This window comes from Streptomyces sp. NPDC005863 (assembly GCF_042871345.1).
Taxonomy (GTDB): Bacteria; Actinomycetota; Actinomycetes; order Streptomycetales; family Streptomycetaceae; genus Streptomyces.
This window is the reverse complement of the sequence record NZ_JBIAII010000003.1, coordinates 794,809-810,733: the sequence shown is the minus strand read 5'-3', so window position 1 is coordinate 810,733 and position 15,925 is coordinate 794,809. Positions and strand designations below refer to the sequence as shown.

At 70.2% G+C, this 15,925-nt stretch carries 13 protein-coding genes and 2 tRNA genes; 8 read left to right on the top strand and 7 right to left on the bottom strand.

What is annotated here, in order from left to right; translation table 11 throughout:
* Window positions 1-341 precede the first annotated feature (341 nt).
* A complete protein-coding gene (locus ACFYO9_RS15925; protein ID WP_055570088.1) occupies window positions 342-536 on the top strand; it encodes a hypothetical protein in 195 nt (64 codons plus the stop codon).
* A 76-nt stretch (window positions 537-612) separates the two neighbouring features.
* Here the strand turns inward: ACFYO9_RS15925 and ACFYO9_RS15920 are convergent, their stop codons facing one another.
* From ACFYO9_RS15920 to ACFYO9_RS15910, 3 genes are all read right to left on the bottom strand, one after another.
* Complete coding sequence (locus tag ACFYO9_RS15920) at window positions 613-1,968, bottom strand: cysteine desulfurase (RefSeq protein ID WP_358776017.1); 1,356 nt, start codon at window positions 1,966-1,968, stop codon at window positions 613-615.
* Entirely contained in the window at window positions 1,955-3,343 is a 1,389-nt protein-coding gene (locus ACFYO9_RS15915; protein WP_358705246.1) for a family 2B encapsulin nanocompartment shell protein, read from the bottom strand. Before ACFYO9_RS15915 ends, ACFYO9_RS15920 begins: the two co-directional genes overlap by 14 nt.
* Before the next feature lie 334 nt (window positions 3,344-3,677).
* Window positions 3,678-3,748: transfer RNA gene (locus ACFYO9_RS15910), tRNA-Gly, on the bottom strand.
* Window positions 3,749-3,891: 143 nt separating this feature from the next.
* Between ACFYO9_RS15910 and ACFYO9_RS15905 the strand changes: the two genes are divergently transcribed.
* The 5 genes from ACFYO9_RS15905 to clpX all read left to right on the top strand — a co-directional run bounded on the left by ACFYO9_RS15905 (window position 3,892) and on the right by clpX (window position 9,076).
* Window positions 3,892-3,968, top strand: a tRNA-Pro gene (locus ACFYO9_RS15905).
* A gap of 160 nt (window positions 3,969-4,128) precedes the next feature.
* Window positions 4,129-5,508, top strand: a complete 1,380-nt coding sequence (tig, locus tag ACFYO9_RS15900; RefSeq protein ID WP_358776015.1) for a trigger factor — start codon at window positions 4,129-4,131, stop codon at window positions 5,506-5,508.
* Between the two features lie 751 nt (window positions 5,509-6,259).
* Window positions 6,260-6,865, top strand: a complete 606-nt coding sequence (locus ACFYO9_RS15895; RefSeq protein ID WP_190538051.1) for an ATP-dependent Clp protease proteolytic subunit — start codon at window positions 6,260-6,262, stop codon at window positions 6,863-6,865.
* A gap of 61 nt (window positions 6,866-6,926) precedes the next feature.
* Window positions 6,927-7,622, top strand: a complete 696-nt coding sequence (locus ACFYO9_RS15890) for an ATP-dependent Clp protease proteolytic subunit (RefSeq protein WP_355808259.1) — start codon at window positions 6,927-6,929, stop codon at window positions 7,620-7,622.
* A gap of 167 nt (window positions 7,623-7,789) precedes the next feature.
* The gene (clpX, locus tag ACFYO9_RS15885; RefSeq protein ID WP_355808261.1) at window positions 7,790-9,076 is read left to right on the top strand and encodes an ATP-dependent Clp protease ATP-binding subunit ClpX; all 1,287 of its coding nucleotides are present in this window, start codon (window positions 7,790-7,792) and stop codon (window positions 9,074-9,076) included.
* Between the two features lie 96 nt (window positions 9,077-9,172).
* Here the strand turns inward: clpX and ACFYO9_RS15880 are convergent, their stop codons facing one another.
* From ACFYO9_RS15880 to ACFYO9_RS15870, 3 genes are all read right to left on the bottom strand, one after another.
* Complete coding sequence (locus ACFYO9_RS15880) at window positions 9,173-10,165, bottom strand: hypothetical protein (RefSeq protein WP_358776013.1); 993 nt, start codon at window positions 10,163-10,165, stop codon at window positions 9,173-9,175.
* 133 nt (window positions 10,166-10,298) lie between these two features.
* The gene (locus ACFYO9_RS15875) at window positions 10,299-11,345 is read right to left on the bottom strand and encodes a hypothetical protein (RefSeq protein ID WP_358776011.1); all 1,047 of its coding nucleotides are present in this window, start codon (window positions 11,343-11,345) and stop codon (window positions 10,299-10,301) included.
* Window positions 11,346-11,519: 174 nt separating this feature from the next.
* The gene (locus ACFYO9_RS15870) at window positions 11,520-12,239 is read right to left on the bottom strand and encodes a hypothetical protein (RefSeq protein WP_358776010.1); all 720 of its coding nucleotides are present in this window, start codon (window positions 12,237-12,239) and stop codon (window positions 11,520-11,522) included.
* Here ACFYO9_RS15870 and ACFYO9_RS15865 point away from each other — a divergent pair, their 5' ends adjacent.
* The gene (locus tag ACFYO9_RS15865; RefSeq protein ID WP_358776008.1) at window positions 12,240-12,458 is read left to right on the top strand and encodes a hypothetical protein; all 219 of its coding nucleotides are present in this window, start codon (window positions 12,240-12,242) and stop codon (window positions 12,456-12,458) included.
* A 91-nt stretch (window positions 12,459-12,549) separates the two neighbouring features.
* Complete coding sequence (locus tag ACFYO9_RS15860; RefSeq protein WP_358776006.1) at window positions 12,550-15,201, top strand: valine--tRNA ligase; 2,652 nt, start codon at window positions 12,550-12,552, stop codon at window positions 15,199-15,201.
* Window positions 15,202-15,286: 85 nt separating this feature from the next.
* On the opposite strand, the gene ACFYO9_RS15855 is transcribed toward ACFYO9_RS15860, so the two are convergent.
* Window positions 15,287-15,913: a hypothetical protein gene (locus ACFYO9_RS15855; protein ID WP_355808275.1), complete on the bottom strand. Its 627-nt coding sequence runs from the start codon at window positions 15,911-15,913 to the stop codon at window positions 15,287-15,289.
* Between the last annotated feature and the right edge of the window lie 12 nt (window positions 15,914-15,925).

Below are 15,925 nucleotides of genomic sequence, written 5' to 3'. Positions count from 1 at the left end.
GAAATGTCCGGTTGGCCGGGGAGTTCGGCGGAGTTACGCGCCTGTGATGTGCTTCTGATGTGTGTCTGACGACAATTCGAATTTCCTGCGAACGTCGTGTGTGGCCACGGCAACGATCAAGCCTGATTTCCGTCGGGGGTCGGCCGTCGAAATGCTGTACGAGGGTGTGCGGTTCATGCGCCGCACGGGCCGCGCGGCGCCGGGGGCCCTCGAAGCTCTGGCCGACGATGTGTCACCGGCCGCATACAGCGGGCCTGTTGGTGGCACGATGGTCGGTGGCGGGGGTGTGCGGGGTCGTACCCCCCGGGCCGGGAGAGTGACCGACCTAGGGTGTGATCAGTGTGGCCATTTCGCTGTCAGTGGTACTGCTGTTGGCGATCATCCTTGTGGTGCTGATCCGCGGGGGATCGCTCAAGGCGGGCCCCGCGATCGTCGCGGTGCTCTTCGGCTTCTTCCTCGCCTCGACCGGCATGGCCCCCTCCATAAACCGCTTCCTGAACGAAGTGGCGGAGACCATCAACTCGATCAGTTTCTGAGGGTTCGTCCAGGCTCAAGTCTTGTTCACTCCCCGAGGCAGGGGGCGCGCTTCGCACGCCCCCCACGGTCCGCCGCTCAAGAAGTCCGTTGCAGGGCCCTGAGCGAGGCCACCAGCCGGTCCACCTCCTCCGACGTGTTGTAGAGCGACAGCGAAGCGCGCGCCGCCGACTCCAGGCCGTAGTGCGCGAGCGCGGGCTGCGCGCAGTGGTGGCCCGAGCGGACCGCGATGCCGTCCCGGTCCAGCCAGTCGGCGACCGCCGCCGGGTCGTGCCCCGCGAGGGTGAAGGTCAGCACGGCGATCCGCTCGGCCGCCGCCCCGATCAGCGAGAGCCCGGGCACGCCGGCCATGGCCTGCTCCGCGTACGCCATCAGCGCGTTCTCGTACGAGACGACGGCGTCCCGGTCGAACGAGGTCAGCCAGTCCAGCGCGGCCAGCAGCCCGACCACCCCGCTGATGTGCCCGGTGCCGGCCTCCAGGAGGTGCGGCGGGGGCGCGAACGTCGTCCGGTCGAAGGAGACGGACTCGATCATGTTGCCGCCGCCCTGCCACGGCTTCATCGCCGCCATGACCTCGGGCCGCGCGTACAGCGCGCCGATGCCGGTGGGCGCGAACAGCTTGTGCCCGGAGAAGGCGTAGAAGTCCGCGCCGAGATCCTGCACGTCGACGGGGAGATGGGCCACCGCCTGCGCGCCGTCCACGAGCACCTTGGCGTCGTAGCGGTGGGCGAGCGCGGCCATCTCCTTGACGGGCGGGACGGTGCCGAGGACGTTCGAGGCATGGCTGATCGCGACGAGCCGGGTGCGGTACGAGAGCAGATCGGCGTAGGCCGCCCGGTCGATCTGCCCGGTCCCGTCCAGCGGCACCGGGACCACCCGGGCCCGCGTCTCCTTGGCGATCAACTGCCAGGGGACGATGTCGGAGTGGTGTTCGAGGACCGGGACGAGGATGTCGTCGCCCGGCCCCAGGTTCGCCCGCCCCCAGCTCTGCGCGACCAGGTTGATCGCCTCCGTGGTGCCGCGCACGAAGGCGATGGTCTCCGGCCCCTCGGCGCCCAGGAACGAGGCGACGGCGGCGCGCCCCGCCTCGTACAGGTCCGTCGCCTCGCGGGCCATGGTGTGCGCCCCGCGGTGGATGTTGGAGTTGGCGGTGCCGTAGTAGCCGGCGAGGGCCTCGATGACCTGGCGCGGCTTCTGGGTGGTGGCGGCGTTGTCGAGCCAGACGAGCGGGTGGCCGTTGACGGTGCGGTGCAGCACCGGCACGTCCTGGCGGGCGGCCTCGGGGGAGAAGGCGCCGGGCGGGGTGGTCGTCGCGGCGGGGGGTGCCGGTACGGAGGAGGGTGCCAGTACGGATGGGGGTGCCGGCACGGATTGGGGCGCCGGTACGGAGGGCGCCAGTACGCGTCCCAGGCCCTGAACGTCAGGAATAGTCATGGTACTTGGCCACCTCGACGTTCTGCAGAACGGCGACCGCGTCCTCCACCAGGACCGCGGTGTTGAAGTACGCCGTCATCAGGTACGACGTGATGCCCTTGTTGTCGACGCCCATGTTCCGCATCGCCAGGCCCGGTTCGACCTCGTCCGGCACCTCCGAGGGCCGCAGCCCGACGACGCCCTGCTCCGCCTCGCCCATCCGCATCAGAAGGATCTCGGTGGTGCCCGCGTGGATCCCGCCGCCGCCCGTGAAGCGCACCTTGTCCGACGGGATCAGCGGCACCCCGCGCCAGGTCAGCAGCGGACTGCCGAACCGGGTGTCGGTCACCGGGGGCACGCCCCGGCGCGTACATTCGCGGCCGAACGCGGCGACGGCCCTCGGGTGCGCGAGGAAGTAGCCGGGCTGCTTCCACACCCGCGCGAGCAGCTCGTCCAGGTCGTCGGGGGTGGGCGCGCCGGTGCGGGTCTGCACGCGCTGCCCCGGCGAGACGTTGTTGAACAGGCCGAACTCGGGGTGGTTCAGGAGCGCGGACTCCTGCCGCTCGCGCAGGGCTGCGATGGTCAGGTTGGCCTGCGCGCGCGTCTGGTCGATCGGTCCGTTGTAGAGGTCGGATACGCGGGTGTGCACGCGCAGGACGGTCTGCGCGAGGCTCATGTGGTACTCACGGGGCGCGTCCTCGTAGTCGACGTACGTGCCGGGCAGATCGGGCTCCCCGACGTGCCCCGACGCGAGGTCCACCGGCACCTCGCCGCCCGCCGTGCCGGGGTCGCTCGCGTTGTACGCCGTGAGCTCCGCGTGCAGCGTCTCGTCGCGGTCCGTGAGCGCCGTGAGGGCGCTGCGCTCGGCGCAGAGCGCGGTGCCCCGGGTGAGCGCCTGCACGCGGTACGGCATCGGCTCGGACCTGCTCCACGCGCCCAGGTCGAAGAACTGCCCGTCGCCGACCACCTCCAGCAGCGCGTCCTCGCCGTACCGCCCCGAGACCCGCTTCTCGGCCCGCCCCTGCACGATGATCCAGAGCCGGTCCGCGGCGTCGCCCTCCTGCACGACGACCTGCCCCGCCTCGAAGGTGACCTCCGTGAAGGCGTCGGCGAGAGCGGCGAGAGCGGCGTCGTCGGCCTCGCGCAGATACGGCACTTCGCGTAAGTCGCCGGGTACGACACGGGCGGTGCCGTTGTCGTCGTACGTGCTGACGCGGTCGTCGCCCAGCACGAAGGAGCGGCGGCGGTTGACGCGGTACACGCCGGCCTCGATGTCCACCCAGGGCAGGGCGCGCAGCAGGTAGCGGGGCGTGATGCCGCGCATCTGCGGCGCGGTCTTGGTGGCGGTCGCCAGCTGCCGTGCGGCATCCGGGCCCAGCGAGAGTCGTTCGGTCATCGGAACCTCCGTGAAGTCGGGTGAAGCGGACCGATCGTCTGGTCCGTGCTTCCTGCCCCACAAGGGGGCATATGCCTGCAACACAGTGGAAAGGCGGGAAACCGCCCTCGCCGGCGGGCGGGGCACCGGGCTGAGCGGCGCACTGTCGTCCAGGACGTCGGACGGCGGCCTTCCGCTCGCCCGGCATTCGTCCCGATCCGTCCCTGGGGGCGAACTATGCGGCGCTGAAAGAAGCCGTTATGGGCCGCGCGCGAGCCCCGTCCGCCCCCGTAACGCGAAGACCCCCGGAACGCGAAGAACCCCGGGCCTCGAAAGGTCCGGGGTTCTCACACAGAGCGGGCGACGGGAATCGAACCCGCGTAGCTAGTTTGGAAGACTAGGGCTCTACCATTGAGCTACGCCCGCACGGATCGCGCCACCGGCGCGGACGCCGCGGCACGAGAGGCATCGTAGCGGGTCGTGGGCGTTCGCCGCACGCCCCCCTCACCTGCCCCCGGTTAACCGGGGGCCGTACGGCCTGCGGGCATGTACCCTACGTGTCGCACCGACGGGGTGTGGCGCAGCTTGGTAGCGCGTCCGCTTTGGGAGCGGAAGGCCGTGGGTTCAAATCCCGCCACCCCGACCACCTTGTTCGTCGTTCCCCGCGCTCGTTTCGCCTCCGCGGGACCCCTCTCCAAGATCGCATTGTGGCTCGGCTCCCGCTTGCCGTTACTATGCAAGCTGTGTGCCCGTGTGTCTCTGAGCCGGGCAGAATCCCAAGAAGTCAGCCCCAAGGAGACCGAACCGTGAAGAGCGCCGTGGAGACCCTGAACCCGACCCGGGTTCGGCTCACTGTTGAGGTGCCCTTCGAGGAGCTCAAGGACAGCCTCGACGCGGCCTACAAGAAGATCAACCAGCAGGTCACGGTGAAGGGCTTCCGCAAGGGCAAGATCCCGGCCCGAGTCATCGACCAGCGGTTCGGCCGCGGCGCCGTCCTCGAAGAGGCCGTCAACGACGCGCTCCCGAAGTTCTACACCGAGGCCGTGAACGAGGCCGAGCTCAACGTCCTGGGCCAGCCCGAGGTGGACATCACCGAGCTGAAGGACAACGAGACCCTCAACTTCACCGCTGAGGTCGACATCCGTCCCGCGATCGAGATCCCGGACTACTCCGGCATCGAGGTCGAGGTCGACGCGGTCGAGGTCAGCGACGAGGACGTCGACAAGGCCGTCGAGGAGCTGCGCGAGCGCTTCGCCTCCACGTCCCCGGTCGAGCGTGCCGCCGAGGACGGCGACGTCGTGACGATCGACCTGGAGGCCAAGGTCGAGGGCGAGGTCCTGGAGGACGGCGTCGCGTCCGGCGTCTCCTACACGATCGGCTCCGGCGAGCTCCTCGAGGGCATCGACGACGCCGTCAAGGGCCTGGAGGCCGGTGGCGAGGCCACCTTCACCTCCGAGCTCAAGGGCGGCTCGGCGGCCGGCAAGGAGTCCGAGGTCACCGTCAAGGTCACCCAGGTCGCCGCCCGTGAACTGCCGTCCCTGGACGACGACTTCGCGCAGCTCGCGTCGGAGTTCGACACCCTCGACGAGCTCAAGGCGGACAGCCGCAAGCGCCTCGAGAACATGAAGCAGTACGACCAGGCCACGCAGGCCCAGGAGCGCGTCCTGGAGAAGCTGCTCGAGCTGGTCGAGGTCCCCGTCCCCGAGAAGCTCCTCGCGGACGAGATCCAGACCCGCAAGCACAACCTGGTCAACCACCAGCTCGGCCAGATGGGCCTCGACCTCGCGAAGTACCTGGAGATCCAGGGCAAGAGCGAGGAGGAGTTCGACGCCGAGACCAAGGAGCAGGCCGAGAAGGGCATCAAGACGCAGTTCGTCCTGGACGAGCTCGTCAACAAGGAGAAGCTGAACGTGAACCAGGAGGAGCTCACCGAGCACCTCATGCGTCGCGCGCAGTCCTCCGGCATGTCCCCCGACCAGTTCGCCCAGGCCGTCGTCGAGGGCGGCCAGGTCCCGATGCTGGTCGGCGAGGTCGCCCGCGGCAAGGCCCTCGCGGTCGTCGTCGAGGCGGCCACGGTCAAGGACACGAACGGCGAGGTCGTCGACCTGGACGACGACGAGGACGAGACCGCCGAGACGGTCGAGGCCACGGAGTCGGCTGACGCCGAGGAGAAGACCGAAGCCTGAGCTTCGCTCTGACACGCACGACGAGGCCCCCGGGACCAGTCCCGGGGGCCTCGTCGTCCCCCGCCGGACGCGCCTGCGGCCCGGCGGGGGCCGGCCGCGCAGTTCCCCGCGCCCCTTACGGGGCGCCCCGGGCGACGGGCGTGCTTTTAAGGGGCGCGGGGAACTGCGCGCTCAGCCAGAAACAACCCGCACCCGCCGTACTCCCGCCCGCGGCCCCCGCGCCTGCGGCCCGGCGGGGGCTGGCCGCGCAGTTCCCCGCGCCCCTAACGGGGCGCCCCGGCGACGGGCGTGCTTTTAAGGGGCGCGGGGAACTGCGCGCTCAGCCAGGAACAGCCCGCACCCGCCGTGGTCCCGCCCGCGGCCCCCGCGCCTGCGGCCCGGCGGGGGCTGGCCGCGCAGTTCCCCGCGCCCCTGACGGGGCGCACCAGGCACCGCCCCCCCCGGGCCCAGACGGGGCCGTCGGCACCATCCCCCCGCCCCCGACGGGGCGCACCCGGCCCCGTCCCCCGCGGCCCAAACGGGGCCGCCCCGTACCGTCCAAGGCGCCCCCGCCAGAACCTGCGCTCACAGCGAACAGCCGCCTTCGCGGGATTCCCCGGACGGGGCTGAGCGTTAGGGTCCATGAATACGAGGGCAGGGGAGTCCCCGAAGCCGCCCCGGAGCGGCGAGCACGCGGGGTCCCAGGTCCCAAGAAGACGTGAGACGGCCCGGCGCCGTCGTAAGACGAGCAGGTGGATACGTGACGAATCTGATGCCCTCCGCCGCCGGCGACCCCTCCATCGGTGGTGGCCTCGGCGACCAGGTCTACAACCGGCTGCTCGGCGAGCGGATCATCTTCCTCGGCCAGCCGGTCGACGACGACATTGCCAACAAGATCACCGCACAGCTGCTGCTCCTTGCGTCCGACCCGGACAAGGACATCTACCTCTACATCAACAGCCCCGGCGGCTCGATCACGGCCGGCATGGCGATCTACGACACCATGCAGTACATCAAGAACGACGTGGTGACGATCGCGATGGGCATGGCGGCCTCGATGGGCCAGTTCCTGCTCAGCGCGGGTACGCCCGGCAAGCGCTTCGCGCTGCCGAACGCCGAGATCCTGATCCACCAGCCGTCCGCCGGCCTCGCCGGCTCCGCGTCGGACATCAAGATCCACGCCGAGCGGCTGTTGCTCACCAAGAAGAAGATGGCCGAGCTCACGGCACACCACACCGGCCAGACCGTCGAGCAGGTCACGCGCGACTCGGACCGCGACCGCTGGTTCGACCCGCAGGAGGCCAAGGAGTACGGCCTCATCGACGACATCATGTCCAGCGCCGCCGGTATGCCGGGCGGGGGCGGCACCGGAGCCTGAGCCCCGTGCTCAGCGCCCCGAAGCCAGCACCCAAGCCCCTCCCTTCTCAGGAGAACCAGAGATGAACAACTTCCCCGGCAGCGGCCTCTTCGGACGCGCGCAGGCCGAGAGCGGCCAGGCCGAGTTCACCGGCGCCAGCGCCGAGTCCCGTTACGTGATCCCGCGCTTCGTCGAGCGCACCTCGCAGGGCGTGCGCGAGTACGACCCGTACGCGAAGCTCTTCGAGGAGCGCGTGATCTTCCTCGGCGTGCAGATCGACGACGCGTCCGCCAACGACGTCATGGCACAGCTCCTGTGCCTGGAGTCGATGGACCCGGACCGCGACATCTCGATCTACATCAACAGCCCGGGCGGTTCGTTCACGGCCCTCACGGCCATCTACGACACGATGCAGTTCGTGAAGCCCGACGTGCAGACCGTCTGCATGGGCCAGGCCGCCTCCGCCGCCGCCGTGCTCCTCGCGGCCGGTACGCCGGGCAAGCGCATGGCGCTGCCGAACGCGCGCGTCCTGATCCACCAGCCCTACAGCGAGACCGGCCGCGGTCAGGTCTCCGACCTGGAGATCGCCGCCAACGAGATCCTCCGGATGCGTGCGCAGCTGGAGGAGATGCTGGCCAAGCACTCCACGACGCCGATCGAGAAGATCCGCGACGACATCGAGCGCGACAAGATCCTCACGGCCGAGGACGCGCTCTCGTACGGCCTGGTCGACCAGATCATCTCCACCCGGAAGATGAACAATTCCGCGGTCGCCTAGCGCAGAGCTGTAGCATCTGCCGCTCCTTGGCACGGTTTGTGCACGACTCGCGTCGAAGTGAACCGTGCCAAGGGGGGCCCGAACGGGGGGCCCGGCAAGGTACCGTCGGATATGAGGCACCAGGAGCCGCTGAACGTGGCGTCTCCCAGGCGAAGGGGAAGCACCTCGTGGCACGCATCGGTGACGGCGGCGATCTGCTCAAGTGCTCGTTCTGCGGAAAGAGTCAGAAGCAGGTCAAGAAGCTCATCGCAGGCCCCGGTGTGTACATCTGCGATGAGTGCATCGACCTCTGTAACGAGATCATCGAGGAAGAGCTCGCGGAGACGAGCGAGGTGCGCTGGGAGGAACTCCCCAAGCCTCGCGAGATCTACGAATTCCTTGAGGGCTACGTCGTGGGCCAGGAGCCCGCGAAGAAGGCCCTCTCGGTAGCGGTGTACAACCACTACAAGCGGGTCCAGGCCGGAGAGAACGGCGGCGCGCAGGGCCGCGACGACGCGATCGAACTCGCGAAGTCCAACATCCTGCTGCTCGGCCCGACGGGATCCGGCAAGACGCTCCTCGCGCAGACGCTCGCGCGCATGCTGAACGTCCCGTTCGCCATCGCGGACGCGACGGCGCTGACGGAGGCCGGCTATGTCGGCGAGGACGTCGAGAACATCCTGCTCAAGCTGATCCAGGCGGCCGACTACGACGTCAAGAAGGCCGAGACCGGGATCATCTACATCGACGAGATCGACAAGGTCGCCCGCAAGAGCGAGAACCCGTCGATCACCCGCGATGTCTCGGGCGAGGGCGTCCAGCAGGCCCTGCTGAAGATCCTGGAGGGCACCACGGCCTCCGTCCCGCCGCAGGGCGGCCGCAAGCACCCGCACCAGGAGTTCATCCAGATCGACACGACGAACGTGCTCTTCATCGTGGGCGGCGCCTTCGCCGGCCTCGAGAAGATCATCGAGTCGCGGGCGGGCGCGAAGGGCATCGGCTTCGGCGCCACCATCCGCTCCAAGCGCGAGATGGAGGAGAAGGACCAGTTCGAGGACATCATGCCGGAGGACCTGGTGAAGTTCGGGATGATCCCCGAGTTCATCGGCCGCCTCCCCGTGATCACCTCGGTCCACAACCTCGACCGCGAGGCCCTGCTCCAGATCCTGGTCGAGCCGCGCAACGCGCTCGTGAAGCAGTACCAGCGCCTGTTCGAACTCGACGGCGTGGAGCTGGACTTCGAGCGTGAGGCCCTGGAGGCCATCGCGGACCAGGCGATCCTCCGCCAGACCGGCGCGCGCGGTCTGCGCGCCATCATGGAGGAGGTCCTGCAGTCGGTGATGTACGAGGTGCCGTCCCGCAAGGACGTGGCCCGCGTCGTCATCACGGCGGACGTCGTCCGCTCGAACGTGAACCCGACGCTGGTGCCGCGCGAGGCGCGGGGCGGCGGCGCGGGCGAGCAGAAGTCCGCGTAGCCGCAAGGCTGTTCGGGCCGTACGCCGAAGGGGCGCCCAGCGAGTGATCGCGAGGCGCCCCTTCGGCGTGACCGGTGAGTCCGACCGCAGCGCGGGTCAGGACTTGACGCGGACTTCCTTGCGGACCTTGAGCGTCGTGGCCGAGGCCTTGCTGAACGACACCTTGCCCGCCATCGCCTCGACGACCTCGACGGGCACCACGACGGCAAGGGTGCTGTGGTCGCTCCAGATGCAGACCGGCATGTGGATCTCCTTCGGTCCCGACGACGTGCCGGTGCCGGCGTTGTCGTTCTGGATCACCGACTCCTGGCACTTGAGGGCCGCGGCGCTCGTGCTGAAGTCCTTGGGGCTGCCGACCAGTTCACCGGTCTCCGAGGCCTTGCCCTGGGAGTCCTGCTTCAGCTTGGCGAACATGTCGTCGACGACCTTCTCGGGGTTGTCGATCTTCCCGTACACGCCCATGAACTGGATGGCCTTCTGTCCCAGCGGGTTGCTGTCGTCCCCCGACTGGTAGGCGGCGCTGACGTCCTGCGGGTCCTTCACACCGGCCTTCTCGGCGGCCGCCAGGTCGCTGGCGTTGAAGCCACCGCTGTCGTCGTCGCTCTTCTTGTAGTCGCCGAGGATGGTGGCGGGGGTGGTGAGGGTGTGCGGCCCGTCGTCCTTGATGCCACCGTCCGCGACGTTCGAGGAGCCGTCCCTCTTGCCGCCCTTGTCGTCGCCGCCCGCGAAGGCGAAGTATCCGCCGACCGCCGCGGCGGCGACCACGACGACCGCAGCGATGATGAGCCCCATCTTCTTCTTGCCGCCACCCGGCGGCGGGGGCGGCACCTGCCCGTACGGGGCCTGCGGCTGTCCGTAGGGGGCCTGCGGCTGCCCGTAGGGGCCGGGCTGCGGGGCCTGCTGGGGGTAGCCGTAGCCGGGCTGCGGCGGGGGAGCCTGCTGAGGGTAGCCGTAGCCGGGCTGGGGGGCCTGCGGCGGCTGACCGTAGGGGCCGGGCTGCTGCGGCGGAACACCCTGCGGCGGCTGCCCGTACGGTCCGGGCTGCTGGGGCGGCTGCCCGCCGTACGGGCCCGGCTGGTTGTGGCTCATGGGGTTCCCCCTCCGAAATGCTTATGTGTTCCTGACATCCTGACGCAACGGGGCCCGGTCCGATGACCGGGCCCCGTGGACCTGAGGTGTCAGGTGTGTGAGGGACGGGGGGAGGGGCCCGTCCCGCGCGGCGTCAGCGCTTCACGCGGACCTCGCCGCGGAACTTGGCCGTGGTGGTCGCGGCCTCGTCGAGGTCGGCGGACTTGCCGGAGACCGCGCCCGCGACGTCCGTCGTGACGACGTAGCCGATGGTGCTGTGGTCGCCCCAGATGCAGGTCGCCGCGGACATCTCGCTCGGGCCGGCCGCGCCGGCGGAGGTGTCCGCGGAGCCCGTGCCGGACCCCATGGCGATCTTCATCTCCTGGCACTTCAGGACCGCGCCGTCGAGCTCGGCGGGCTCGTACTGCTTCGGCTCGCCGACCAGCGTGATCTTGCGGCCGCCGCTCTCCGACGACGAGCCGTTCTTCTCCTTGGCGTTCGTGAACATGTGGTCCACGACGCCCTCCGGGTCCTCGATGTCGCCGTAGACGCCGCCGAAGCTCAGGATCTTCTGCGACATCGGGTTGTCCTCGCTGCCCGACTTGTAACTGGCCTGCACGTCCTCGGGGTTCTTCACCCCGGCCGCCTCGGCCTTGTCGAGGTCGATGCTGCTCGGGGCGCCGTCGCCCTCCCCGTCCTTCTCGTACTCGCTCATGACGGTCTGCGGCGTGGTCAGCTTGTGCGGGCCGTCGTCCTTGACGCCCCCGTCCGCGACGTTCGACGAGCCGCCGCCCTTGCCGTCCTTCTCGTCGCCGCCCGCGAGGAGCAAGTAACCGCCGACGGCCGCAGCGGCCACGACGGCGACGGCCGCGATGACGAGCCCGGTCTTCTTCTTGCCGCCACCCGGAGGCGGGGGCGGGACCTGCCCGTACGGGGCCTGCTGCCCGTAGGGGGCCTGCGGGGGGACCTGGCCGTAAGGGGCCTGGGGCTGCTGCCCGTAGGGGCCGGGCTGCTGGGGCTGGCTGTATCCACCCTGCTGCGGGGCCTGCTGCGGCGCCTGCGGGGGGTAGCCGTAGCCGGGCTGGGGAGCCTGCGGCGGCTGCCCGTAGGGGCCCGGCTGCGGGGCCTGGGGCTGCTGCCCGTACGGTCCGGGCTGCTGGGGCTGCTGCCCGCCGTACGGTCCCGGCTGGTTGTAGCTCATTACTGGGGGTCCCTCCCGAGGCTTATGTATGCCGAACATCCTGTCGGATGGGTGCGGGGGGCGGGACGGCCGGGCGGGATCGATGCGGAGTTGTTGAACGGTTGTGCCAGAGGGTGGACGTACGAGGGCCCGGGGCGGTGCGCCGCCCCGGGCCCTTCCTCCCCAAATGCGCCGCTACGCCTTGACGCGGGCCGACTTGCGCAGGTCGGCGGCGAAGTCGGCGACGTCGTCCACGGCCATGCCGCCACCGTCCCCCTTCGCCATCGCCGCCACGTCGACCCCGAACACGATGCCGTACGTGCTGTGGTCGGCCCAGATGCAGATCGGCAGCTTCGTCTCGTCGCCGCCGTCCTTGATGCGGGCGGTCTGGCACTTCATGACGGCGCCGTCGAGGCCGTCCGGCTCGACACTCTCGGGGCTGCCGACGAGATCGACCTCGTCCCCCTCGTCGGTGGCCTTGGCCGACTCCTTCTCGGTGTTCTCGTCGGCCTTGACGAAGCCGTCGTCGACGGCCTGCTCCGGGTCGTCGATGTCGCCGTACATCCCCTGGAAGCTCATCTGCTTCCCCTTCAGGGCCGCGCCGGATTCATACGTGGCCGACACGTTGTGCGGGTTCTTGATGCCGATCTCCTCGGCGTTCTTCTTGTCGCCGGAGCCGAGCGGACCGCCGTCGGGAGCACCCGCCTCGTCGCCCTTCTCGTACGCGCCCACGGAGGCCGGCGGCACCAGCTTGTGTGCCCCGTCGTCCTCGACGGAGGCCGAACCGCCCCCGCCGAACGCGGCGTACGCGCCGAAACCGATCCCGGCGACGGCGAGCACGGCGACGACCACCCCGATGACGAGTCCGGTCTTCTTCCTGCCGCCGGCCGGCGGCCCCGGCGGCGGGGGCGGCACTTGGCCGTAGGGCTGCTGCCCGTAGGGGCTCTGCGGGGGCTGCCCGTACGGGCCGGGCTGCCCACTCCCGTAAGGTCCCGGCTGCTGCGGCTGCTGCTGCCCGTAGGGGCCCGGCTGTCCGCCCCCGTACGGGCCCGGCTGCTGTCCGTCGTACGGGCCTGGCTGGTGGCTCATGGCGTGGGTCCCCCTCGGAATGCTGACGTGTCCCGGACATCCTGAACGAAGCCGTGACCCCGTGGGGAGCCCGCCGGCAACCGTTATCGAAGATTCCGGTTTCGGCACCGCTCCCCGGCCCCCCTAAACTGACCGCGTGACCGAGAACGCTCAGCAGCAGCCCCCAGCGACCACTCCCGAACTGCCGACCCAGTACGCGCCGGCCGAGGTAGAGGGGCCGCTGTACGAGCGCTGGGTAGAACGCGGTTACTTCTCCGCAGACGAGAAGAGCGAGAAGCCGCCGTACACCGTCGTCATCCCGCCGCCCAACGTCACCGGCGCGCTCCACCTGGGCCACGCCTTCGAGCACACGCTGATCGACGCCCTCACCCGCCGCAAGCGCATGCAGGGCCACGAGACGCTCTGGCAGCCGGGCATGGACCACGCCGGCATCGCCACGCAGAACGTCGTGGAGCGCGAGCTCGCCAAGGAGGGCAAGTCCCGCCACGACCTCGGGCGCGAGGAGTTCATCGAGCGCGTCTGGAAGTGGAAGGGCGAGTCCGGCGGCCAGATCTCCGGGCAGATGCGCCGCCTCGGCGACGGCGTCGACTGGGAGCGCGAGCGCTTCACCATGGACGAGGGCCTCTCGCAGGCCGTCCAGACCATCTTCAAGAAGCTCTACGACGACGAGCTGATCTACCGCGCCGAGCGCATCATCAACTGGTGCCCGCGCTGTCTGACGGCGATCTCGGACATCGAGGTCGAGTACCAGGACGACGACGGCGAGCTCGTCTCGATGAAGTACGGCGAGGGGGACGACACCATCGTCGTCGCCACCACCCGCGCCGAGACGATGCTCGGTGACACCGCCGTCGCCGTCCACCCCGAGGACGAGCGGTACAAGCACCTGGTCGGCAAGCAGATCAAGCTGCCGCTGACCGACCGCACCATCCCGGTCGTCGCCGACGAGCACGTCGACCCCGAGTTCGGCACCGGCGCCGTCAAGGTGACCCCCGCGCACGACCCGAACGACTTCGAGATCGGCCAGCGCCACAGCCTGCCGAACATCGCCGTCATGGACGAGCACGCGGTCATCACCGTGCCCGGCCCCTTCCAGGGCCTGGACCGCCTCGAAGCCCGCTCCGCCATCGTCGGCGCGCTGCGCGCCGAGGGCCGCATCGTCGCCGAGAAGCGCCCGTACACCCACTCCGTCGGCCACTGCTCGCGCTGCAAGACCACCATCGAGCCGCGCCTGTCCATGCAGTGGTGGGTCAAGGTCGGCCCGCTCGCGCAGGCCGCCGGTGACGCGGTCCGCGACGGCAAGGTCAAGATCCACCCGCAGGAGATGGAGAAGCGGTACTTCGACTGGGTCGACAACCTCCACGACTGGTGCATCTCGCGCCAGCTCTGGTGGGGCCACCGCATCCCCGTCTGGTACGGGCCGAACGGCGAGGTCGTCTGCGTCGGACCGGACGACAAGGCCCCCACCGGCGAGGGCTGGACGCAGGACAACGACGTGCTCGACACGTGGTTCTCGTCGGGCCTGTGGCCCTTCTCCACGCTCGGCTGGCCCGAGGAGACCGAGAGCCTCGCGAAGTTCTACCCGAACTCCGTCCTGGTCACCGGCTACGACATCCTCTTCTTCTGGGTCGCCCGGATGATGATGTTCGGCCTGTACGCGATGGACGGCACCCCGCCGTTCCACACGATCGTGCTGCACGGCATGGTCCGCGACCAGTTCGGCAAGAAGATGTCGAAGTCCTTCGGCAACGCGGTCAACCCGCTGGACTGGATGGACAAGTACGGCTCGGACGCCCTGCGCTTCACCCTCGCCCGCGGCGCCAACCCCGGCACCGACGTGCCGATCGGCGAGGACTGGGTCCAGGGCTCGCGCAACTTCGCCAACAAGATCTGGAACGCCACGCGCTTCGCGATGATGAACGGCGCCACGATCGAGGGCGAGCTGCCCCCGGCCGAGCAGCTGTCCGCCACCGACCGCTGGGTGCTCTCGCGCCTGAACGCGACGGTCGCCGAAGTCGACGCGCTCTACGACGACTTCCAGTTCGCCAAGCTCTCCGACGCCCTCTTCCACTTCGCGTGGGACGAGGTCTTCGACTGGTACGTGGAGCTCTCCAAGACGACGTTCATGGCGGGCGGCGAGGGCGCGAAGGTCTCGGCCCGCGTCCTCGGCGAGGTCCTCGACGTCACGCTGCGCCTGCTCCACCCGATCGTCCCGTTCGTGACGGAGACGCTGTGGACGGCGCTGACCGGCGGCGAGTCGCTCGTCATCGCCGACTGGCCCGCCACTGTGCTGGTTCCAGGGGCTGACGCCCCGGGCGGCTTCCGCGATGCCGGTGCCGAGCGGGAGATCGAGACCCTCCAGCAGGTCATCACCGAGGTCCGCCGCTTCCGCGCCGACCAGGGTCTGCAGCCGGGCCAGAAGGTGCCGGCCCGCCTGACCCTGGACGGTACGGCGCTCGCCCCGCACGAGGCGGCCATCCGCCAGCTCCTGCGCCTCCAGCCGGAGGGTGACGCCTTCACGGCGACGGCGACGCTGCCGGTCTCCGGCGCCACGGTCGCGCTCGACCTGTCCGGCACGATCGACGTCGCGGCCGAGCGCAAGCGCCTCGCCAAGGACCTCGCCGCCGCCGAGAAGGAGAAGGCGCAGGCCGAGGCGAAGCTGGGCAACGAGGCGTTCCTGGCGAAGGCCCCGGACAACGTGGTCGACAAGATCCGCGGCCGCCTCACCAAGGCCGAGGCCGACATCACGCGGCTGCAGGCGCAGTTGGAGGCCCTGCCGGCCGCGTAGCACCGCGTACGCACACGAAGGCCCCGGGACCGGCAGCGGTCCCGGGGCCTTCGCGCGTCGTCTCGGCCTCAGGCCATGAACAAGCTCAGGTGATGGACTCGGCCATCGGTCCCGTCGCCTGCCGGCCGATGGGGCCGAGCTCCTCCGGGGGCTGCGGCACCAGATCGAGGCCGAGCCGTTCGAGCTCCGCCTCGGCCAGCGCGTCCAGGGTCTGCGGATCGCCGTTGCGCCAGCCCTCGGCGAGGCTGCCCGGGGTCGCGCCCGCGATGTTGGCCGCGGTCGCGGCCACCTCGTGGAGCGGTCTGAGCAGGGTGCGCAGGGCGAGCAGCTCACGGCCGTCGTCGGAGGCGGCCAGGTCACGGGCGGCGCCCGCCTGCCGGATCCAGCGCAGCCTGCGCGGCAGCCAGACGGCGAGGACGAGGCCGACGGGCAGGACGAAGAGGGCGACCGCGCCAACGGCCACGGCGGTCCGCACGGCCAGGGGATCCATCGCGTCGACGGCGTCGGCGACGCGCCGCAGGGCGAGGTCCACCCGGCCGCCGACCAGCGGCAACGGCGCACGGTGCTGCTGCAGGGCGCGGGGCAGGGCGAGCAGACAGGCCAGCCGGTACGTGAGCACGGCGGCGGCGGCCCACAGCGCGGTCCACAGGAGGACCCCGGCATCGCCGGCGAGCTGATGGGTGCGCCTGGCGGGATTCTGGGCATACCACATGGTCCGATTTGA

What these genes read in the sequence shown, in the direction of transcription:
- ACFYO9_RS15920 (WP_358776017.1), bottom strand. Translation starts at nt 1,968, where the DNA reads ATGACTATTCCTGACGTTCAGGGCCTGGGACGCGTACTGGCGCCCTCC.
- ACFYO9_RS15915 (WP_358705246.1), bottom strand. Translation starts at nt 3,343, where the DNA reads ATGACCGAACGACTCTCGCTGGGCCCGGATGCCGCACGGCAGCTGGCG.
- ACFYO9_RS15895 (WP_190538051.1), top strand. Translation starts at nt 6,260, where the DNA reads ATGCCCTCCGCCGCCGGCGACCCCTCCATCGGTGGTGGCCTCGGCGAC.
- ACFYO9_RS15890 (WP_355808259.1), top strand. Translation starts at nt 6,927, where the DNA reads ATGAACAACTTCCCCGGCAGCGGCCTCTTCGGACGCGCGCAGGCCGAG.
- ACFYO9_RS15880 (WP_358776013.1), bottom strand. Translation starts at nt 10,165, where the DNA reads ATGAGCCACAACCAGCCGGGCCCGTACGGCGGGCAGCCGCCCCAGCAG.
- ACFYO9_RS15875 (WP_358776011.1), bottom strand. Translation starts at nt 11,345, where the DNA reads ATGAGCTACAACCAGCCGGGACCGTACGGCGGGCAGCAGCCCCAGCAG.
- ACFYO9_RS15855 (WP_355808275.1), bottom strand. Translation starts at nt 15,913, where the DNA reads ATGTGGTATGCCCAGAATCCCGCCAGGCGCACCCATCAGCTCGCCGGC.